The following is a 19836-nucleotide window of genomic DNA, read 5'->3' on the forward strand; positions in this document are numbered from 1 at the left end:
TTTTATGCGCTTCTGCCACAGTTGGCAGAAGCAGTGCTGTCCTACATTTTTATTGCAGCGAGCTGCGCTCGGTTCAGCTGATCCGTTCTTCCGTCTTGGCGTCGAACAGCACCGCCTTCGACAGGTCGAAGGCCAGTTGCATTTCATCCTTCGGCTTGGCTGCCGCGCGCGGGTGCGTACGGCAGGTGACGCGGGCGTCATTGAAAGTGGTGAACACCAGGGTATCCGGACCGGTTGGCTCGGTCAGCTCCACTGTGCAGGCGACTTCGGTCGGATGATAGTTGCTGTCGGTATCGCCGGTATCCGAGGTGCGGGCGCTTTGGGCGTCGGTGACATGTTCCGGACGGATGCCGAGGATCACTTCCTTGCCGAGCCAGGCGCCGATTTCCGGCCGTTGCGCCTGGGCCGGCGCCAGCGGCAGCAAGGTCTTCCTGCCGTCGTGGAGCAGTTCGAAAGCCGGGCCATGGCCGTTCGCCACCAGATTGCCGCGCATGAAGTTCATCGATGGCGAGCCGATGAAGCCGGCCACGAACAGGTTGCTAGGATTGTCGTAGATTTCCTGCGGACTGCCGAACTGCTGCACCACGCCGTCCTTCATCACCGCAATGCGGTCGCCCAGGGTCATCGCTTCGATCTGGTCATGCGTCACGTAGACGATGGTGCTGCCCAGGCGCTGGTGCATCAGCTTGATTTCAGCGCGCATTTCGACGCGCAGCTTGGCGTCCAGGTTGGACAGCGGTTCATCGAACAGGAACAGCGACGGATCGCGCGCAATCGCGCGGCCCATGGCGACGCGCTGGCGCTGGCCGCCCGACAGCAGGGCCGGCTTGCGGTCCAGCAGGTGGGTGATCTGCAGGGTGTTGGCGACCCGTTCGACGATCTGTTTCTGTTCGGCTTTGGGGACCTTGCGGATGCCCAGGCCGAAGGAAATGTTTTCGCGTACTGTCATGGTCGGATACAGCGCATACGACTGGAACACCATGGCGATGTCGCGCTCCTTGGGCGGCACGTCGTTGACGCAGCGGTCGCCGATCATGATCTGGCCTTCGGAGACTGTTTCCAGTCCGGCGATCATGTTCAGCAAGGTAGATTTGCCGCAGCCGGAGCCGCCCACCAGGATCAGGAACTGGCCGTCTTCGATTTCGAGATCGATGCCCTTCAGGACTTCATTGCCGTTCGGGTAGACCTTGCGCACATTGCGAATTGATAAGCTTGCCATCTTTGATTCATTCCTTAAATTTTATTCATCGCACGGCCGCGCCCAAGGCGGCAGCCGATCGCTTCGATTTAGCCCTTGACCGCACCCGCAGTCAGGCCGCGCACAAAATATTTCCCGGCCAGCAGATACACCACCAGGGTCGGCAGGGCGGCGATGATGGCAGCCGCCATGTTGACGTTGTATTCCGTCACGCCGGTGGAAGTATTGACCAGGTTGTTCAGGGCGACCGTCACCGGCTTGGCGTCTGAGCCGCCGAACACCACGCCGAACAGGAAGTCGTTCCAGATCTGCGTGAACTGCCAGATGAAGCAGACCATGAAAATCGGCAGCGACAGCGGGAAGATGATCTTGCGGTAGGTCATGAAGAAGCCGGCGCCGTCGATACGGGCTGCCTTGACCAGTTCTTCCGGCACCGTGACATAGTAGTTGCGGAAGAACAGGGTAGTGAAGGCAATGCCGTAGACGATATGCACAAACACCAGTCCCGGCGTGGTATTGGCCAGGTTGACGGTGCCCAGCAGGCGCGCCATCGGCAGGATCACGACCTGGAACGGGATGAAGCAGCCGACCATCAGCGCCGTGAACAGGATCTCGGAACCGCGGAAACGCCAGTGCGCCAGCACATAGCCGTTGAGCGAACCGACCAGGGTCGATATCAGCACCGCAGGCACCGCCATCTTGATCGAGTTCCAGAAGAAAGGCTGCAGGCCGTTGCAGTCGACGCCGGTGCAAGCGCTGCTCCAGGCTTTGCTCCAGGCGGCGCCTGTGGGCGACATCGGCAGCGACAGCAGGTTGCCGGAACGGATTTCATCCAGCGTTTTGACGGAAGTGCTCAGCATCACGTACAGCGGCGCCAGGTAATATAGCGCGCACAAGACCAGCAGCGTGTAGATCACCACGCGGCCGGCGGTCAGTTTGCTGCCTTCGTTATAGATGGTATTGCTGGTGCTGTCAGCGGCCATTGCGCGCTCCTTTTGTTTCCAGGTACATCATGGGCACCAGCACTGCCAGTACGGTAGCCAGCATCATCATTGCCGATGCCGCGCCAAGGCCAAGTTGACCGCGTGAGAAAGAAAATTGATACATGAAAATTGCCGGCAGGTCGGAGGAAGTGCCCGGACCGCCCGCAGTCAGCGCCATCACCAGGTCAAAGCTCTTGATCGCGATATGCGCCAGCACCAGCAGCACGCTGAAGAACACCGGACGCAGCGCCGGGATGACGATGCGGCGATAGATGGTCGGCAAGCTGGCGCCGTCCACCATGGCAGCCTTGATGATGCTGTCGTCGATGCCGCGCAGGCCAGCCAGGAACAGCGCCATGACGAAGCCGGATGATTGCCAGACGCCGGCGATCACCACGGTATAGATAGAGAAGTCGGAATTGACCAGCCAGTCGAAATGGAAATTGGCGAAGCCCCAGTCGTGCATCATTTTTTCCAGGCCCAGGCCGGGATTCAAGATCCATTTCCAGGCGGCGCCGGTGACGATGAACGATAGCGCCATCGGATACAGGTAGATCGCGCGCAGCGCGCCTTCGGAGCGGATTTTCTGGTCCAGCAGGATCGCCATGATCAGGCCGATCGCCAGGCAGAACAGAATGAACAGGCCGCCGAAGATGCCCAGGTTGGCGGCAGCTACCCACCAGCGGTCCAGGCCGAACAGCGCGACGTATTGATTGAAGCCGGAAATTTCGTAATTCGGCAGCATCCGCGAATTGGTCAGCGACAGCCAGGCGGTCACGGCGATGAAGCCGTATACGAAGACCAGCGAGAGGATGATAGTGGGTGACAATACCAGGCGTGGCAGCCAGGCATCGGCGATTGCCGCAATCCGCCCTTGCTGCTTGGGCGTGTGGCTTGGACTCCCGACAGCGGCGGCTGTATAGGGGAGGGTGTGATCGGACATGCAAGTCTCCTGAAGCAGGATCAAAACCGTGTCCGGCAATGCGGTGCCAGCCATTGCCGGACAGGGCGGGGGCCGGGATCGATCTTACTCGCTCCGGCCCCTGTTCTCATTTACGACGCTTATTTACGTTGCTTATTTACGTTAATCAAGTAACAAAACTAAGCAATCAAACAACGGCTTATTGTGTCTTTGCTGCTTTTGCCAGCGCCTGTACCGCAGCCTGCGAAGTCATGTTGGAGTTCATGAACTTCGAAACCACGTCCAGGATAGCGCCTTGTACGGCAGAGTTGACCGCCATGCCGTGCGCCATGCTTGGCTCCAGCGTGCCCGCTTTGCTCGAGGCAGCCATGTCATCCATCGACTTGGTGGCGCAGCTGTCGAACTTGGTGCGGGGGATATCAGGACGGACCGGGATCGAACCCTTGTTCAGGTTGAAGATTTCCTGGAATTCCGGGCTCATGATGGCCGTTGCCAGGGTCAGCTGCGCTTTTTGCGAGTCAGGATTCTTGACCTTGAACATGGCGATCGAGTCGATGTTGTAGGTATACGACTTGTCAGTGCCTGGTGCAGCCACGCAGAGGAAGTCCTTGCCTGGCTGCTTGCCGGCGGCAGTGAATTCGCCCTTGGCCCAGTCGCCCATGAACTGCATGCCGGCCTTGCCGTTGATGACCATGGCAGTGGCCAGGTTCCAGTCACGGCCGGCGGCGTTCTTGTCGATATAGCCCTTGATCTTGCCCAGCGTGTCGAAGGTCTTGATCATGGTCGGGCCGGTCAGGGTGGCCGGATCGAGCTTGACCAGCGCCTTGTTATAGAAGTCGGCGCCGCCTACGCCCAGCGCAACGGTTTCAAATACGGTCGCATCTTGCCAAGGCTGGCCGCCGTGGGCGACGGCGATGAAGCCGGCCTTCTGGATCTTGTCGGCGGCATCAAAGAATTCAGGCCAGGTGGTTGGGGTCTTGGCGCCGGCTTTTTTCAAGACTTCCGGATTGATCCACAGCCAGTTGACGCGATGGACGTTGACCGGCGCTGCCACGTAGTGACCCTGGTACTTCATGGTGTTGGAGACGACCTTAGGCAGCAGCGAATCCCATTTGCCGGCAGTGGCTGCGGCATCGATGTTGGCCAGCACGCCTTCCTGGCCCCATTCCTGGATCGAAGGTCCCTTGATCTGCGCCGCTGTCGGAGGGCTGCCGGCGATGACGCGGGCTTTCAGGGCAGTGGTCGCGTTTTCACCGGCGCCGCCGGCGACTGCGAAGTCCTTCCAGGTCACGCCCTTGGCTTCCATGATCTTTTTCAGCTCGGCGACCGATTTAGCTTCGCCGCCGGATGTCCAGTAGTGGAGTACTTCCACTTCAGCCGCATGGACTGCCGCGGCGCTGGACAGCAATGCAGTGGTGGCGAATACCGATTTTATTATTTGACTCAGTTTCATTCTTGTCTCCTGTGTTGAAAAAATGCATGCGATGCATATGATTAAGCGCTTGGTCATTGCTGCCTGATCCGAGCGCCTGATCTGATTGTCGCCCTGCCTGCCGCTCTCCGGGAGCGGTCATGCCTGGCTTGCCTTTGTTGCTCCTACCTGAAAATCCGTTCCAACGTGCAGCGGAACGCCAAACCGTCGCTGCACCAGCTGTTTGCGCAAAGCCAGGCTCTGCGAACATGCCAGTCCATGTGTATCATGTGAAAACTAGTAAAACTACATGCGATCTTGAGTTTACCTGCAAATATCCGGGTTTTACTCTCTGCGCCGCTTGTAATTGTAGTAATGCTACATTAATATTGCAATATAAGTTTTTTATTTATTACAAAAATTTTGATGCAACCCAATATTCCTTTTACATTCACCTTATTTGGCGCTACCGGCGATTTGTCGATGCGGAAGATTCTTCCTGCGTTGTTTGTTGCCCATAGGGAAGGAAAGTTGCATCAGGACGGGCGCATCATCTGCGTCGCCAAGCAGGATTTCAGCCAGGAAGACTATCTGGCCTGGGTCAGCAAGAGCGCCGCGCCCTATGTCAAGGGCGGCGGCGTGCAGGATGCGGCCGTATGGCAGGCTTTCCTGGCGCGCCTGACTTATCTGCCGCTGGATCTGCTGGACAGCGCCGGCTACCAGGCCCTGGCGCAGAAACTGGCCGCTGGCAACGCGGTTTCGGTGTTTTATCTGGCTACCGCGCCGGCGCTGTTTGAGCCGATTTGCGCCAACCTGGCTGCCAGCAAGATCGATCTGTCGCAAGCCCGGGTGGTGCTGGAAAAGCCGCTCGGCCACGATTTGCTGTCTTCGCGCGCAATCAACGATGCGGTAGCGCGCGTATTCGCCGAAGAACAGATTTACCGCATCGATCATTACCTGGGCAAGGAGGCGGTGCAAAACCTGCTGGCCCTGCGCTTTGCCAATTCGCTGTTTGAGCCTTTGTGGCGGCGCGAGTCGGTGGCCCATGTACAGCTGACGATTGCCGAGCAGCTGGGCGTCGAAGGACGCGGCGATTTTTACGAAGGCACCGGCGCCCTGCGCGATATGGTGCAAAACCATCTGCTGCAATTATTGTGCATGGTGGCGATGGAGCCGCCGACGTCGATGGATGCCGATGCGGTGCGCGACGAGAAGCTGCGGGTATTGCGCGCCCTCAAGCCGTTCTCGCCGGAAGACATGGAACTCAAGGCGGTGCGCGGCCAGTATGTTTCCGGCGCGGTGGAAGGGCAGTCGGTGGCCGGCTACCAGCAGGAGCCGGGTGTGGCGCTGCAGTCGCGGACCGAAACCTTCGTTGCCCTGCATGCCGAGATCAACAACTGGCGCTGGGCCGGCGTGCCGTTCTTTTTGCGCACCGGCAAGCGCCTGGCGCAGCGCACCGCGGAAATCGTCATTACCTTCCGGCCTATCCCGCACGCCATCCTGCCGATGCCGGGCGGCCAGGCCGGGGCCAGCAGCAATCGCCTGGTGATCCGGCTGCAGCCGGACGAATCGATCCAGCTGCATTGCCTGGCAAAACAGCCGGGCGACGGCATGACGGTGCAGCCGGTTGCGCTCGACCTGGCGTTCGACCAGGCTTTCAAGCAGCGCCGGGCAGAAGCCTATGAGCGCTTGCTGGTGGATGCGATCCGCGGCAATTTGTCGCTGTTCGTGCGGCGTGACGAGCAGGAAGCCGCCTGGCGCTGGGTCGAGCCTTTGCAGCGCCACTGGCAGACCAGCAGTGCGGCGCCCAAGCCTTATATGGCCGGCAGCTGGGGGCCGACCGCATCGTTTGCGATGATGGAGCGGGCCGGCGCCCAATGGCCGGAAGACCGTTGAAGAGCGCATCCTGACTGAAGATTTTGACTGCAGATTTTGACGAATCAAGAAACAAATTCAGAAGCGAGGCAGTAATCTTGCCGCCGCTTCGTCCTACCAACAGTATGAGTATTTAAGTGAAAGTTTTACACCATGTCTTCATCCACGATCATGAGTGCTAGCGAGATTTCGGCGACTAGCTATCTGGATGGTCCGCGTCTGCTGGCAGACGTCGGCGGCACCAATGCGCGTTTTGCACTGGAGCGTGCACCGGGCCAGATCGATACGATACAGACCTTGCGCTGCGCCGATTACGCGGAGTTCGCGCTGGCGGTAGAGGCGTACCTGGCTTATAGCGCAGGTAGCGGCGCCCATGCGCAAGTGCGCCACGCTGCGATTGCGATCGCCAATCCGGTGCAGGGCGACGACATCAAGATGACCAATCACCATTGGGAATTCTCGATCGAGAGCACGCGCCGCCGCCTGAACCTGGATACGCTGCTGGTGGTCAACGACTTCACCGCGCTGTCGATGTCTTTGCCGCACCTGGAGCAATCGCATTGCGTCCAGATCGGCGGCGGCAGGGCGCTCAGCGGCGGCGTGGTCGGGCTGGTCGGCGCCGGCACCGGACTCGGCGTCGGCGGCCTGATTCCTACCGAAGGGCGCTGGATTGCGCTTGGCAGCGAAGGCGGCCACGTCACCTTCGCCCCGGGCGATGCGCGCGAGGCTGCGGTGCTGGCTTACTGCTGGCGTACCTATTCCCACGTGTCGGCCGAGCGCCTGGTGTCCGGTCCCGGCATCGAAATGATCTATCAGGCGTTGGCGGAGCTGCAAGGCGTCGCCAAGCTCGAGCCGCTGCAGACGGCGCAAATCGTCGAACGCGCCTTGCAAGGGCAGGACGGCTTGTGCATGGAAGTGGTCGAATGTTTCTGCGCCATGCTGGGCACCGTGGCGGCTGACGTCGCCGTCACCCTGGGCACCTTGGGCGGCTTGTACATCGGCGGCGGCGTGGTGCCGCGCCTGGGCGATTACTTCGCGCGCTCGCCGTTCCGCGCCCGTTTTGAAAACAAAGGACGTTTCAGCAGCTACCTGGCGAAAATCCCGACCTTTGTCATTACCGCGCCGTATCCAGCGTTCGTGGGCGTGGCGGCGATTCTTTCCGAGCACCTGGGCGGCGGCAACGCCGTGCCTATCCTGGAAAAGATCCGCAAGGCGCGCGACCAGTTTTCGCCGGCAGAGCAGAAGGTTGCGAGCCTGATCCTGGCGCACCCGCGCGCGGTGATGAGCGAGCCGATTTCGGAAATCGCCCGCCGTGCCGACGTCAGCCAGCCGACGGTGATCCGTTTTTGCCGCACCATGGGCTGCCAGGGGCTGGCCGATTTCAAGCTGAAGCTGGCCTCGGGCGTCACCGGTACGGTGCCGGTTGCGCACAGCCAGGTGCATGTGGGCGATTCTTCGCTCGACGTTGGCGTGAAAGTGGTCGACAACACAATCTCCGCCATGATGGAGGTGCGCGATAACCTCAACGCCGATACCTTGTCGCGCGTGATCGAAGTACTGAGCCAGGCCAGCCGCATCGAATTCTACGGTTTCGGCAGCTGCGGCCTGGTGGCGGAAGATGCCCAGCAAAAATTCTTCCGCCTTGGCATTCCGTCGTCGGCCTACACCGACCCGCAGCTGCAGGAAGTGTCCGCCGCCATGCTGAAGAGCAGCGACGTGGTGGTGGTGATCTCGAATTCAGGACGCCTGCGTCATCTGGCGCCGGCGGTGGAGGTGGCGGTGCATTCCGGCGCCACCATCATCGCGCTGGCGCCAAGCAATTCGCAGCTGGCCAAGCGTGCCCATTACACGCTGGCGGTCGAGCATGATGAGAGCAGCATGATGCATATTCCGATGGTGTCGCGGATCTTGCTGCTGCTCTTGATCGACGTGCTGGCGGTCGGCGTCTCGCTCAACCGTTCCAGTCCTTTTGCCGAACTGCAGCGGCAGGCCAAGCGTGGCATCCTGACCCATATCGCCGCGCTGGACGAATCGGCCAGCGACAAGATCACCGCCGAAGGCGGCAAGGCGGTGCCGTCGGCGCGTGCCGATCAAGAGGTGACCTTGTCGCCGAACGTTATCTCACACATCAAATAAATGGCAATCCGGCTGCCGGTTCTCTTTCCTGAAAGAGGCCGGCAATGCCTGTCTGGATTATCCTGCGCAAGGTATCGCCGGCGGCGATGTATAGCAGCGCCAGGCGACGCGTACAAGCGACAGCATCAGCACGGCTACAGCCGGCCCAGGCATGGGCGCGGTCGAGGATGCGCGTGAGTCGCTGCCTTTAGGGCCGCGTATTTCAAGCGCCGGGTAGGCCACGGCAACCAGCAGGAAAATAGCCCATTGCAACAGGATTGCCGGCTGCAACAAAGCTGTCGCCCACAAAAAATGCCCATTCGCACGCGAATGGGCAAAGTCTGGGAGTTACCCAGGGACGTCTTTCACTAATGCCACTCTTCGCAGCAAGCACTACAAGGCAGTACTAACAAGAATGATCGGCGCGCCGAGCTCAAGCGGCGCGCCAACGACGCTTGCTATCTTTAGAACGAGTGGCTGATACCAGTGTAGAACGTGTTTTGGTTCTGTCCAGTCAGGCCAGTGCTGTCGCCGGTTTGCACTTGGAAGTCTGTGTTGGAACCATTGCGGATAGTACCGATGCTCGCGTACAGCAGAGTGCGTTTGGACAGGCTGTAATTGGTGCCCAGCATGAACAGGTTTGCGCTGCCGACGTCGTGGTTAAGCTTGACGTGATATGCCGCGCCGATCAGTGTCAGGGCAGGGGTCACCTGGTAGTTTGCGCCGAGCCAGAACTGATTGGCTTTGTTGGCTGCGCCTATGCCGCTGGTCGCCAGAGGCTGTGCCGGAGCCGACAGATTTTGCCAGCCAGCGTACAGTTTCGCTGGACCGAAGGTCACGTTGCCGCCGACAGTGATTTCCTTGGAGCGCGAGAACAGGCTGTCGAAAGTGCCGTTTTCGTCACGTGCGGTGTCATACATCGCCAGCAATTCATAGGTTGGCTGCACGAAACCGATTGCGAGGCCGGTGCTGTTGCCGATCCCTGAACCAGCTGGTCCGCGGGTAGTCGATCCTGCCGCTTCGCCGGCGCCGTACATGGCGTGGACGTAGAGGCCGCCCATGGTATCAGGCGTGACGTACTGGATCTGGTTGCTGGTTTGCGGCCAGTTGCGGCCTTTGAACAGAGTCGAAGTGCTCATGTTCTGTTGGCCGGTCGGGTCGATGCTCCATACGCGGTCGCTTGGCAGTGCCAGGTCGCGGCCGATTTTCACGGTACCGAAGCCACCGTTCAAGCCAACGGTCGAGCGACGGTTAAACAGGCCAGTGCCGTTGAAACGGCCAGTGTCGGCCTGGAATCCGCTTTCCAGTGTGAAAATCGCTTTCAAGCCGCCGCCCAGATCTTCGGTGCCCTTGAAGCCGATCATGCTGGTGCCCCATTCGTTGCCGCCGACACCCCATTGGCCGCCACGGATGGTGTTGCCGTTCGCGTCTTTGCCTACTTGATTGCTTTGGTAGTTGATGCCTGCGTCAACGCGGCCGTAGATGGTCACATTGGTTTGTGCTTGGGCCTGGCCGGCGAAGGCGCATGCCAGGACAGCGGCAACCGCGAGCGGCTTGGCTTTCAGAACAGATTTTCTCATTTCATCTCCTAAGTAAAAATGTGGCGTTGACCACTGCTTTCCGAGTCTTGTGCTGCTCGAAATTCTTGAATCGGACTTTGCTTATTGCGTGTACCTGCTTGCTGTACTTTGCGTTCAATTAATGCCGATTTCTTTATTGGTAAGAATGGTAAACCGATTTATGAAATTTTTGTTTTATTTGTGTAGTTTTACTATATTTCTGTTGCTAATTTACAGCACTGTCTGATTTCCTATGCGCGCGGTTACTAGTTGCGACAGCAGGATGGCCTATCAAGAATGCCCGGATTTGGCGAGTTTTTATTTTGTTTTCTTATGGGAATGTTTTTTGCTGTATTTTTACTACAAGTAATTTTGATACATTTACGCGCATCGGGGGCGTCCTTGCCGCCGCGGCTGCAGCAATCCTAGGTTTTCCCCAGCAAGGCATGTACCTGCGCCAGTTGCGGCGGCTTGGCGCCGGCATTCAGGCAGGCGGCTGAACCGCAGGCAACTGAAAACTGCAGATGCCGCAACCAGTCGGGGCCGGTGGCGTTGGCGGCAGGTGCTGCATTCGATTCTTGTATCAGCGAATAGATCAGGCCGGCGATGCCGGCGTCGCCGGCGCCCACCGTGTCGACCACCTTGATGGGCGGCGGCGCCACTTGCCAGTATTCGGCGCCGGCATGGATGGCGGCGCCCTTGGCGCCCAGTGTCAGCAGCACGGTGGCGGACGGGTTGTAGCTGCGCAGGGTAGCCAGAGCGGCTTCGGTATCATCGTTGCGGAACAGGCCGACCAGGTCTTCGTCCGACACCTTGATCACATCCGCCAGCTGCACCATTTTTTTCAGCACGCTGTCGTAGCGCTGGTCCATCACATTACGGAAATTCGGGTCGTAGCTGATCTTGACGCCGCGGGCGTGCAGGTCCTCGGCCAGTTCGATCAGGTGCCCGGCCAGCGGCGCGCGGGTCAGGCTGATGCCGCCGAAATGGACCCACTGCGCCGCCTGCTGCCAGCCTTCGGGCAGCAGCGCGGGATCGAAGGCAAGGTCGGCGCTGTTGTCGCCGATGAAATTGTATTGCGGCGGCGTGGTTTCATAGACCACGGCCAGCAAAGGTGAACGCGCGGCGCGCTGCAGGAAGCGCAGGTCGAGCTCGGCGGCCTGGCTGGCGGCGTACAGCTCGTCGCCGAACCAGTCCTGGCTGATGGCGCCGGCAAAGGCGGAAGGCGCGCCCAGGCTGGCGGCGGCGCGCGCTACGTTCCAGGTCGAGCCGCCGGTCTTGCTTAGCCATTGGTCGGCGCCGACCCGTATCAGGTCGGTAAGCGCTTCGCCGGCGCTGACGAATTGGGGCAGGGAGTGTGCGGGTTTGCTTGTTTCAGACATGACGGCATCCATGCAATGTGAAGTGTGATCTATATTATTTATTCAAGCGGGCTGCCGACAGCTGCCAGTGCTTCCAGGTAGGCGCCCATCGGATGATAGAAATCGGTCTTGCCGTGCGGCGGTTTTTCCGCGCCGTAGCGCCGGTTGTCGCGGTGGAGGATGCGATACCAGCCGCCGCGCTCCTGGTCGATCAGGTGCGTGCTGCTGTAGGCCCATAATTTTTCGTAGCTGTCCCAGTACGCGGCATCGCCGCTGCGCTGGGCCAGCAGGGCGGCAGTCGCCAGCGATTCGGCTTGCACCCAGAAGTACTTGTCGCTGTCGCAAACGCTGCCGTCCGGCGCCAGGCCGTATACCAGGCCGCCGGATTGCTGATCCCAGGCGGCCGGCATGGTGGCGTCGAACAGCGCGCGCGCACGCGGCAGCAGCCAGCCGGCATCGCCTTGCAAGTGCCGGCGATGGCGTTCCAGCAGCAACAGCAGTTTCGACCATTCCGTCATGTGGCCGGGCTGGAAGCCCCAAGGGCGGAACATATTGCTGCTGTCATGCCGGTTGTATTCCCAGTCTATGCTCCAGTCGGCATGGTAGTGTTCCCAGATCCAGCCATCCGCCATGGCGGCCTGCCGCACAGTGACGTTATGCGCCAGCAGTTCGGCGCGCTGCAGGTAGCGCCGCTCGCCGGTCGCTTCAAAGGCGGCGATCAGGGCTTCGCAACTGTGCATGTTGGCGTTCTGGCCGCGGTAGGGCGACAGCACGCCGTCCGGCGTCGCTTCGTCGGCATACAAGCCGTCGGCTTCCGACCAGAACAGCTTTTCCATCAGTTCAAAGGTGGCGCCTATGCCGTCGGCTGCCTCGCTGATGCCGATGCGCGCCGCGTGCGCATGCGCCAGCAGCACGAACGCCAAGCCGTAGCAATGCTGGGTGCGGTCAACGGCGGCGCCGTTTTCCAGCACCCAGGCATAGCCGCCGTACGACGGTTGCCAATGCTGTTGCTGCAGGAAGCGCAGACCATGCCGCGCGGCTTCACGATATTCTTCCTTCCCGTCCAGGCGCCAGGCCAGCGCATAGCAGAACACCATGCGGCTGCTGTTGACCAGGTGGCGGCTGGCGCTGTCGTAGACGCTGCCGTCGTCATTCAGGTAGTGGAAGAAGCCGCCCTGCGGGTCGATCGCGCGCGGATGGAAAAAAGCAATGTCGCGCCGCATGCGGTCGCGCAGGAATTCAGGATCGCGATAGTCGGGTGCGGAAGAAGCTGGTCTCATGTCTGTGTTTTGTAGGCGCTTGCAGATGAAGGCTGGCTGCGGGCCGTCAGCGGAAAAACGAATCGAACTGCATGTCGAACTGCTGCAGGGCTTTTTGGGCGTTCTGCATTTTCTTGCGGAATTCCGGGCCGCGCTTGAGCGCCAGGCCGACCGCCAGGATATCGATCACCACCAGATGCGCCAGCCGTGCCGAGATCGGCGTGTAGGGATCGATGTTGAAGCTGAGGTCGATCGGCACCAGCACTGTCGCCAGTTCCGCCAGCGGCGTGCCGCTCGGTCCCAACACGATGATGTCAGCGCCGCCCTTCTTGGCCAGCTGCACGCTGCGCAGCAGGGCGGCATTGCCGCCGCGCTGCGAGATGGCGACCACCGCATCGCCCGGCTGCAGCAGCGAGGCGGCGATACTGTGGATATGCGGATCGGAGTAGGCGACCGTAGGAACGCCGGAGCGGAAAAATTTGTGCTGAGCATCGGCTGCGACGATCCCGGAAGTGCCCTGGCCGTAAAACTCAATCTTGTTGGCTTTGAGCAGGACGTCCAGCGCTTTCTGGATCGCATCGGCGCTCAAATGATTGCGCAGGTCGAGCAGTGTGTTGATGGAGCGGCTGCAGATCTTATTGACCAGATCGGCGGCGATATCGTCCTGCGCCAGCATCTCGTTGGCGCCCGGCAGCGCCACCGCCAGGCTCTGCGCCAGCTTCAGCTTGAAATCGTGCCAGCCTTCGTAGCCGATGGCGCGGCAAAAACGTACCACCGTCGGCTCCGATACCTGTGCATTCTTCGCCAGCGCGGTGATGTTCTCCGCCAGCGCCAGCTGCGGGTTGTCGAGAATGGTCAGGGCGACCTTTTTCTCCGACTTCGAGAGCAGGTCGATCTGGGTCTTGATCGCATCCAGCAGCATTGTCATGCCATGTCCTTAAAGCTCAGGCAGCGCTTCTTCGCGCCATTGCAAGCCGTCGCGCGCAATCAGGGCGCTGGCCGCGGCCGGACCCCAGGTGCCGGCGGTGTAAGGTATCGGATCGTCTTCTTCCTGGTCCCAGAATTCCAGGATAGGTTCGACCCATTCCCATGCCGCTTCCAGTTCGTCGCTGCGCATGAACAGGGTCAGCTGGCCGCGCAAGACATCCAGCAGCAGGCGTTCGTAGGCTTCCATGCGGGGCGACTTGAAGCTTTCGCGGAAATTCAGTTCCAGCTCGACCGGCTTCAGGCGCATGCCGTCGCCCGGCGTCTTGGCCATCAGGTTCAAAGTCAGGCCCTCGTCCGGCTGCAGGCGGATCACCAGGCAGTTCGGCTCGAAGCTGCTGTTCGGCTGGGCAAAAATCGAATGCGGAATGGTCTTGAAGCGGATCACGATTTCCGCCAGCGAATCGGCCATGCGTTTGCCGGTGCGCAGATAGAACGGCACGCCGGCCCAGCGCCAGGTGTCGACTTCGGCTTTCAGCGCGACAAAGGTTTCCGTGCGCGAATGCGGATTGGCGTCGGTTTCCTTGCGGTAGCCCGGCACGGCGACGCCTTCGACGTGGCCGGAGCGGTATTGTCCGCGCACCACGTTTTGCGCCAGCGTGGTGGGCGTGAAGCGCTTCAGCGAGCGCAGCACCTTGAGCTTTTCATCGCGCACCGCGTCAGGCGTGATCGATACCGGCGGTTCCATGGCGACGATGCACAGCAGTTGCAGGAGATGGTTTTGCAGCATGTCGCGCAAGGCGCCGGAGGTTTCGTAGTAGCCCATGCGGTTGCCGACGCCGAGTTCTTCGGCGATGGTGATCTGGACGTCGGAAATCCATTCGCGGCGCCACAGCGGTTCGAACAGCACATTGCCGAAGCGCAGCGCCAGCAGGTTTTGCACGGTCTCTTTGCCGAGGTAGTGGTCGATGCGGAAAATCTGCGACTCGGCAAACACCTGGCCGACTTCGGCGTTGATCTGCTTGGCGCTGGCGAGGTCGCGGCCGAGCGGCTTTTCCAGCACTACCCGCGAATTCGATGTGGCCAGGCCGCTGGCAGCCAGGTTCTTGCAGATTTTCGAGAACAGGCTGGGCGGCGTCGCCAGATAAAACACATTGGTGATCGCATGGTCGGGCCGCATGGCTTCCACCAGCGCTTTGTAGGACGAGGCATCGGTGGCGTCCATGCCTACGTACCTGATGCGCTGGCAGAAGCGCGTCCAGACGGTGGCGTCGAAGCTGTCCTTGCTGATGTGCGGCTTGGCATCCTGTTCCACATGCTTGAGGAAGTCGGCGTCGCTGCTGTCGTGGCGGCCGATGCACAGGATGCGCGCATCCGGCGGCAGGTCGTTGGCGCGGTCGCGCGCATACATTGCCGGCAGCAATTTGCGCATTGCCAGGTCGCCGGTGCCGCCAAAGATTGCTAAATCAAATTCTGCAAGAGCCATGATAGATAAGACCTATAAATTACTGCCGCTGGTGAGGGAAGAGCGTTTTAAAAAACCGTCATTCCCGCGAACGCAGGAATGACGGCAGGCTGGGAATGATACGTTACTCCGCTATGAGAGGGCCGCACGCGCCATCGCGATCAAGCCGTTGGTGGAGCTGTCGTGGCTGTTGTTCTGATGTGGCGCCGGCGTGCCGGTCAGCTCGCTGAGGATGTTGCTGGCCAGGACCTTGCCCAGCTCGACACCCCACTGGTCGAAGCTGTTGACGCCCCAGATGACGCCTTGCACGAATACCTTGTGTTCATACAAGGCGATCAGCGCGCCGAGGCTGGCCGGCGTCAGCGCATCCATCAGGATGGTGTTGCTGGGGCGGTTGCCAGGGAAAGTGCGGTGCGGCAGCAGGGCGCTTATCTGTGCTGCCGGCATGCCCTTGGCCTGCATTTCCGCCTGCACTTCATCCGCGCTCTTGCCGCGCATGAAGGCTTCCGACTGTGCGAAGCAGTTCGCCAGCAGCGCGGCTTGGTGGCCGGGCAACTGATTGCTGGCGTGCAGGGTGGCGATGAAATCGACCGGCGTGATGTCGCTGCCCTGGTGCAGCAGCTGGAAATAGGCGTGCTGGCCGTTGGTGCCGACGTTGCCCCAGATGATAGGGCAGGAGGCTACTTCCAGCAGGCTGCCGTCCAGCGCGACGCGCTTGCCGTTGCTTTCCATTTCCAGCTGTTGCAGGTAGGACGGAAAATTTCCCAGGTCCTGGTGGTAGGGGGCAATCGAGATCGAGCGATAGTCGAAGAAGTCGCGGTACCAGATGCCCAGCAAGGCCATGATGACTGGCATGTTCTGTTCCAGCGGCGCGCTCTGGAAGTGGCTGTCCATGGCGTGGGCGCCGGCCAGGAATTCGCTGAAGCGCTCGAAGCCGACCGCCAGCGCCACCGGCAGGCCGATGGAAGACCATACCGAGTAACGGCCGCCGACCCAGTCCCAGAACGGAAACATATTGGCGGCATCGATACCGAATGCAGTGACGCCTTCGACATTGGTGGAGACAGCGGCAAAATGCTTGCGCAGGTCGGACTCGCCGGCCCCGGCGCCGGTTTGCAGGAACCAGTTGCGCGCGGAGTGCGCATTCATCATGGTTTCCGCGGTGGTGAAGGTTTTCGATGCGATCACGAACAGCGTTGTTTGCGGATTGACTTGCTGCAGCACGGCGTCGAGATCGTCGCCGTCCACGTTAGAGACGAAATGCAGATGCAGGCCGGCCTGCTGGTAGGGGCGCAGCGCCTGGCACACCATCTTGGGGCCGAGGTCGGAGCCGCCGATGCCGATGTTGACGATGTCGGTGATCGGCTTGCCGCTATACCCCAGCCAGGCGCCGGAACGCACTGCGGTTGTGAAAGCCTGGATCCTTTGCAGCACCGCGTGCACATCGGCGCTGACCTGCTGGCCGTCGACCACCAGCGCCGGCAGGGCCGGTGCGCGCAGGGCGGTGTGCAATACGGCGCGCTGTTCAGTGGTGTTGATCTTTTCGCCGGCAAACATCGCTGCGCGCCGGCTCTCGACCTGGCGTTCGCGCGCCAGGGCAAACAGATGCGCCATGGTGTCCGCCGTCACATTGTTTTTTGCGTAATCCAGGAACAGGCCCGCGGCCTGGAGCGAGAACTGTTCAAAGCGGGAAGGGTCGGCAGCGAACAGCTCGCGCAACGGCCGCTCTTTGACGGTTGCGTAATGTTCATGCAGGGCTTGGAAGCTGGCGGTAGTATTAAGCGCTGTCTGTGGCATATCCGGAGTCTTCATGGTAGGTCAGGAATTTATACGACTATACAACGTCGGCGGTAATTTCACTACAAATTATTTTGTAGTTTGCTGAAGCTGGAATGATTTACGTCAGCCGGGTGGTTTTTTTTCGATTACTGCCTTGCCTGTCCCTGCGCCATTGCTATTGTTCGTCGTGAGGATAAACTGGTTGTTTCATGCAGTTGCGGCCTGCTTTCAAAAAACCACAACGGCAGCAGGAATGGATTTGTAAATTATCGGTGAGCCGATAATTTGTAGTAAAATTTCAATTCGTCTACTGTTTCAAGGATTTTAATCATGTCTGTTCAAGCCAGCGTAGCCAAAGTCACCGAGCGTATTGTTGCACGCAGCCAGCCTTACCGCAGCGCCTACCTGGCGCGCCTGGAACATGCGCGCCGTCAGGATGTGCAGCGTGGCGCGCTGTCCTGCACCAACCTTGCGCACGGTTTTGCCGCATTTCCAGTCAATGACAAGTTGAAACTGAAACAGGACAAAAGTTCATCGGTTGCGATTGTATCTTCCTATAACGACATGCTGTCGGCGCATCAGCCGTTCGAGCATTATCCGCAGATCATCAAGGAAGCAGTGCGCGCCGCCGGCGGCGTCGCCCAGTTTGCCGGCGGCACGCCCGCCATGTGCGACGGCGTGACGCAGGGGCAGCCGGGCATGGAGCTGTCCCTGTTTTCGCGCGATGCGATCGCCATGGCGACCGCGATTGCGCTGTCGCACAATATGTTCGATGCCGCGGTCTATCTCGGCATCTGCGACAAGATCGTGCCCGGCCTGCTGATCGGCGCCCTGCATTTCGGCCACCTGCCGGCGGTGTTCATTCCCGGCGGCCCGATGACCAGCGGCATGAGCAACAAGGAAAAAGTGCGCATCCGCCAGCTCTACGCGGAAGGCAAGGTCGGCCGTGCGGAATTGCTGGAGGCGGAGGCGCAGTCGTATCACAGCGCCGGCACCTGCACTTTCTACGGCACCGCCAACAGCAACCAGATGCTGATGGAAGCACTGGGCCTGCATCTGCCGGGCTCGGCCTTCATCACGCCCAACACGCCGCTGCGCGATGCCCTGACCGCGGAAGCCGCGCGCCAGGCCTTGCGGATCACCGATCGCGGCAACCAGTACCTGCCGGTCGGCCATGTGGTCAGCGAGAAGAGTATCGTCAACGCCATCGTCGCCTTGCTGGCCACCGGCGGCTCCACCAATCACACCTTGCACCTGGTGGCGATCGCCAAGGCGGCCGGCATCGTCATCGACTGGGACGATTTCGACGCCTTGTCGGCGGTGGTGCCGCTGGTCACCCGCATCTATCCGAACGGCGACGCCGACGTCAATCACTTCCATGCCGCCGGCGGCACCGGTTTCGTGATCCGTGAACTGCTGGATGCCGGCCTGATGCATGAAGATGTCAAAACCATTTTGGGCGATAGCTTGCGCGCGCATTGCGCCGAGCCGTTTTTGCAAGGCGAGACGGTAGTGTTCAAGCCGGCGCCGGAAAAGAGCGGCGACGATTCCGTGCTGCGCACTGCCGGCGCGCCGTTTTCGGCGGACGGCGGCCTGCGCCTGCTGGCCGGCAACCTGGGCCGTTCGGTGATCAAGATTTCCGCCGTCAAGCAGCAGCACTGGGTGGTGCAGGCCCCGGCCATCGTGTTCCATTCGCAGGAAGCATTCATGGCCGCCTTCCGCGCCGGCGAGCTGGACCGCGATTTCATCGCCGTGCTGAGCCACCAAGGCCCGCGGGCCAACGGCATGCCGGAATTGCACGCGCTGACGCCGGCGCTCGGCATCCTGCAGGATGCCGGCCGCCATGTGGCGCTGGTCACCGATGGCCGCATGTCGGGCGCTTCCGGCAAGGTGCCGGCGGCGATCCACGTCACGCCTGAAGTGCTGGCCGGCGGTCCGCTGGGCCTGGTGCGCAACGGCGACATGATCCGCCTCGACGCCGAGAAAGGTATACTGGAAGCCCTGGTGCCGGCCGAAGAATGGGCGCAGCGCCAGCCGCGGGCGGCTGACCTGTCAGCCAACCATGTCGGCATGGGGCGCGAGCTGTTTGCCATGTTCCGCACCACGGTCAGCGCCGCGGAAGAGGGCGCTACCTGCTTCGGCCTGCCGCCGGCGATTGCAACGTCTGCAGAGTCGGCATCTTCAGAACAACCACAGAAAGCAACGCTATGACATCCTCAAATCTCTTGTATGGCAATCAGTTGTTAGACATCATGCGCGCTTCGCCGGTGATTCCGGTGATCGCCATCGATGACATCGAGCATGCAGTGCCGCTCGCCAAGGCGCTGGTGGCAGGCGGCATCCGCGTGCTGGAAGTGACTTTGCGCACTGTGCATGGCTTGCCGGCCATCCGCGCGATCGCCGAGCAGGTGCCGGGCGCCATCGTCGGCGTCGGCACGTTGACCCAGGCCGATGAATTCGTCGCCGCGCGCGATGCCGGCGCGGTGTTTGGCGTCTCGCCTGGATTGACGCCAGCGCTGGTCGCCGCCGCCAGATCCAGCGGCTTGCCGCTGCTGCCTGGCGTCATGACGCCGTCCGAAGTGATGGCGGCGCGCGAAGCCGGTTTTCGCCAGCTGAAGCTGTTCCCGGCGGTGCCGGCCGGCGGCGTCGGCATGCTGAACGCGATTGCCGGTCCTTTAGGCGATGTGACTTTCTGCCCGACCGGCGGCATTTCGCTGGAAACGGCGCCGGATTTCCTGGCCTGTAAGAACGTGGCCTGCGTCGGCGGCTCCTGGCTGACGCCGAAAGACTTGCTGAAGGCGGGCGACTGGACCCGCATTACCGCGCTGGCGGCCGCCGCCAGCAAGCTGCGCAAGGCGCTCTGATCGCATTCTCCCTCTGAGCGCGCCGGCATGGTTTTTCAGCCATGCCGGCGGGTTCGCCCAGGCCTGTGCGCCATCTTTTCTGCAAACTCCTCCTCTGCATTTCTTCTCGGATTGATCCTAT

Annotated in this window: 14 protein-coding genes; 4 read left to right on the top strand and 10 right to left on the bottom strand. The window is 60.9% G+C overall.

Features of this window, described 5'->3' with window-relative positions; translation table 11 throughout:
* Positions 1-73: 73 nt before the first annotated feature.
* From KHU30_RS16790 to KHU30_RS16805, 4 genes are all read right to left on the bottom strand, one after another.
* Entirely contained in the window at positions 74-1219 is a 1146-nt protein-coding gene (locus KHU30_RS16790; protein ID WP_211443770.1) for an ABC transporter ATP-binding protein, read from the bottom strand.
* A gap of 68 nt (positions 1220-1287) precedes the next feature.
* Positions 1288-2181, bottom strand: a complete 894-nt coding sequence (locus KHU30_RS16795) for a carbohydrate ABC transporter permease (protein WP_211443771.1) — start codon at positions 2179-2181, stop codon at positions 1288-1290.
* The gene (locus KHU30_RS16800; RefSeq protein WP_230411074.1) at positions 2171-3124 is read right to left on the bottom strand and encodes a carbohydrate ABC transporter permease; all 954 of its coding nucleotides are present in this window, start codon (positions 3122-3124) and stop codon (positions 2171-2173) included. Before KHU30_RS16800 ends, KHU30_RS16795 begins: the two co-directional genes overlap by 11 nt.
* 178 nt (positions 3125-3302) lie before the next feature.
* Positions 3303-4556: an ABC transporter substrate-binding protein gene (locus KHU30_RS16805; RefSeq protein ID WP_211443772.1), complete on the bottom strand. Its 1254-nt coding sequence runs from the start codon at positions 4554-4556 to the stop codon at positions 3303-3305.
* A gap of 384 nt (positions 4557-4940) precedes the next feature.
* Between KHU30_RS16805 and zwf (KHU30_RS16810) the strand changes: the two genes are divergently transcribed.
* Positions 4941-6410, top strand: a complete 1470-nt coding sequence (gene zwf, locus KHU30_RS16810; RefSeq protein WP_211443773.1) for a glucose-6-phosphate dehydrogenase — start codon at positions 4941-4943, stop codon at positions 6408-6410.
* 132 nt (positions 6411-6542) lie between these two features.
* Positions 6543-8525 (top strand): glucokinase, encoded by a 1983-nt coding sequence (locus KHU30_RS16815; RefSeq protein ID WP_211443774.1) that lies wholly within the window; start codon positions 6543-6545, stop codon positions 8523-8525.
* Between the two features lie 443 nt (positions 8526-8968).
* Here the strand turns inward: KHU30_RS16815 and KHU30_RS16820 are convergent, their stop codons facing one another.
* The 6 genes from KHU30_RS16820 to pgi all read right to left on the bottom strand — a co-directional run bounded on the left by KHU30_RS16820 (position 8969) and on the right by pgi (position 16869).
* The gene (locus KHU30_RS16820) at positions 8969-10084 is read right to left on the bottom strand and encodes a porin (protein WP_211443775.1); all 1116 of its coding nucleotides are present in this window, start codon (positions 10082-10084) and stop codon (positions 8969-8971) included.
* Positions 10085-10488: 404 nt separating this feature from the next.
* Positions 10489-11445 carry a carbohydrate kinase family protein gene (locus KHU30_RS16825; protein WP_230427433.1) on the bottom strand — a complete coding sequence of 319 codons (957 nt, stop codon included), beginning with the start codon at positions 11443-11445 and terminating at the stop codon, positions 10489-10491.
* Between the two features lie 38 nt (positions 11446-11483).
* Positions 11484-12704 (bottom strand): AGE family epimerase/isomerase, encoded by a 1221-nt coding sequence (locus tag KHU30_RS16830; RefSeq protein WP_211443777.1) that lies wholly within the window; start codon positions 12702-12704, stop codon positions 11484-11486.
* A gap of 46 nt (positions 12705-12750) precedes the next feature.
* A complete protein-coding gene (locus KHU30_RS16835) occupies positions 12751-13605 on the bottom strand; it encodes an SIS domain-containing protein (RefSeq protein ID WP_061946325.1) in 855 nt (284 codons plus the stop codon).
* Between the two features lie 15 nt (positions 13606-13620).
* On the bottom strand, positions 13621-15093 hold the full coding sequence (zwf, locus tag KHU30_RS16840; RefSeq protein ID WP_211443778.1) for a glucose-6-phosphate dehydrogenase: 1473 nt from the start codon (positions 15091-15093) through the stop codon (positions 13621-13623).
* Between the two features lie 111 nt (positions 15094-15204).
* The gene (gene pgi, locus KHU30_RS16845) at positions 15205-16869 is read right to left on the bottom strand and encodes a glucose-6-phosphate isomerase (RefSeq protein WP_211443779.1); all 1665 of its coding nucleotides are present in this window, start codon (positions 16867-16869) and stop codon (positions 15205-15207) included.
* A gap of 312 nt (positions 16870-17181) precedes the next feature.
* Between pgi and edd the strand changes: the two genes are divergently transcribed.
* The gene (edd, locus tag KHU30_RS16850; RefSeq protein ID WP_211443780.1) at positions 17182-19062 is read left to right on the top strand and encodes a phosphogluconate dehydratase; all 1881 of its coding nucleotides are present in this window, start codon (positions 17182-17184) and stop codon (positions 19060-19062) included.
* Positions 19059-19715: a bifunctional 4-hydroxy-2-oxoglutarate aldolase/2-dehydro-3-deoxy-phosphogluconate aldolase gene (locus tag KHU30_RS16855; protein ID WP_230427434.1), complete on the top strand. Its 657-nt coding sequence runs from the start codon at positions 19059-19061 to the stop codon at positions 19713-19715. The genes edd and KHU30_RS16855 overlap by 4 nt, the downstream gene beginning before the upstream one ends.
* Positions 19716-19836 lie beyond the last annotated feature (121 nt).

The sequence above is a fragment of the Collimonas humicola genome (genome assembly GCF_018304945.1).
Taxonomy (GTDB): Bacteria; Pseudomonadota; Gammaproteobacteria; order Burkholderiales; family Burkholderiaceae_D; genus Collimonas; species Collimonas humicola.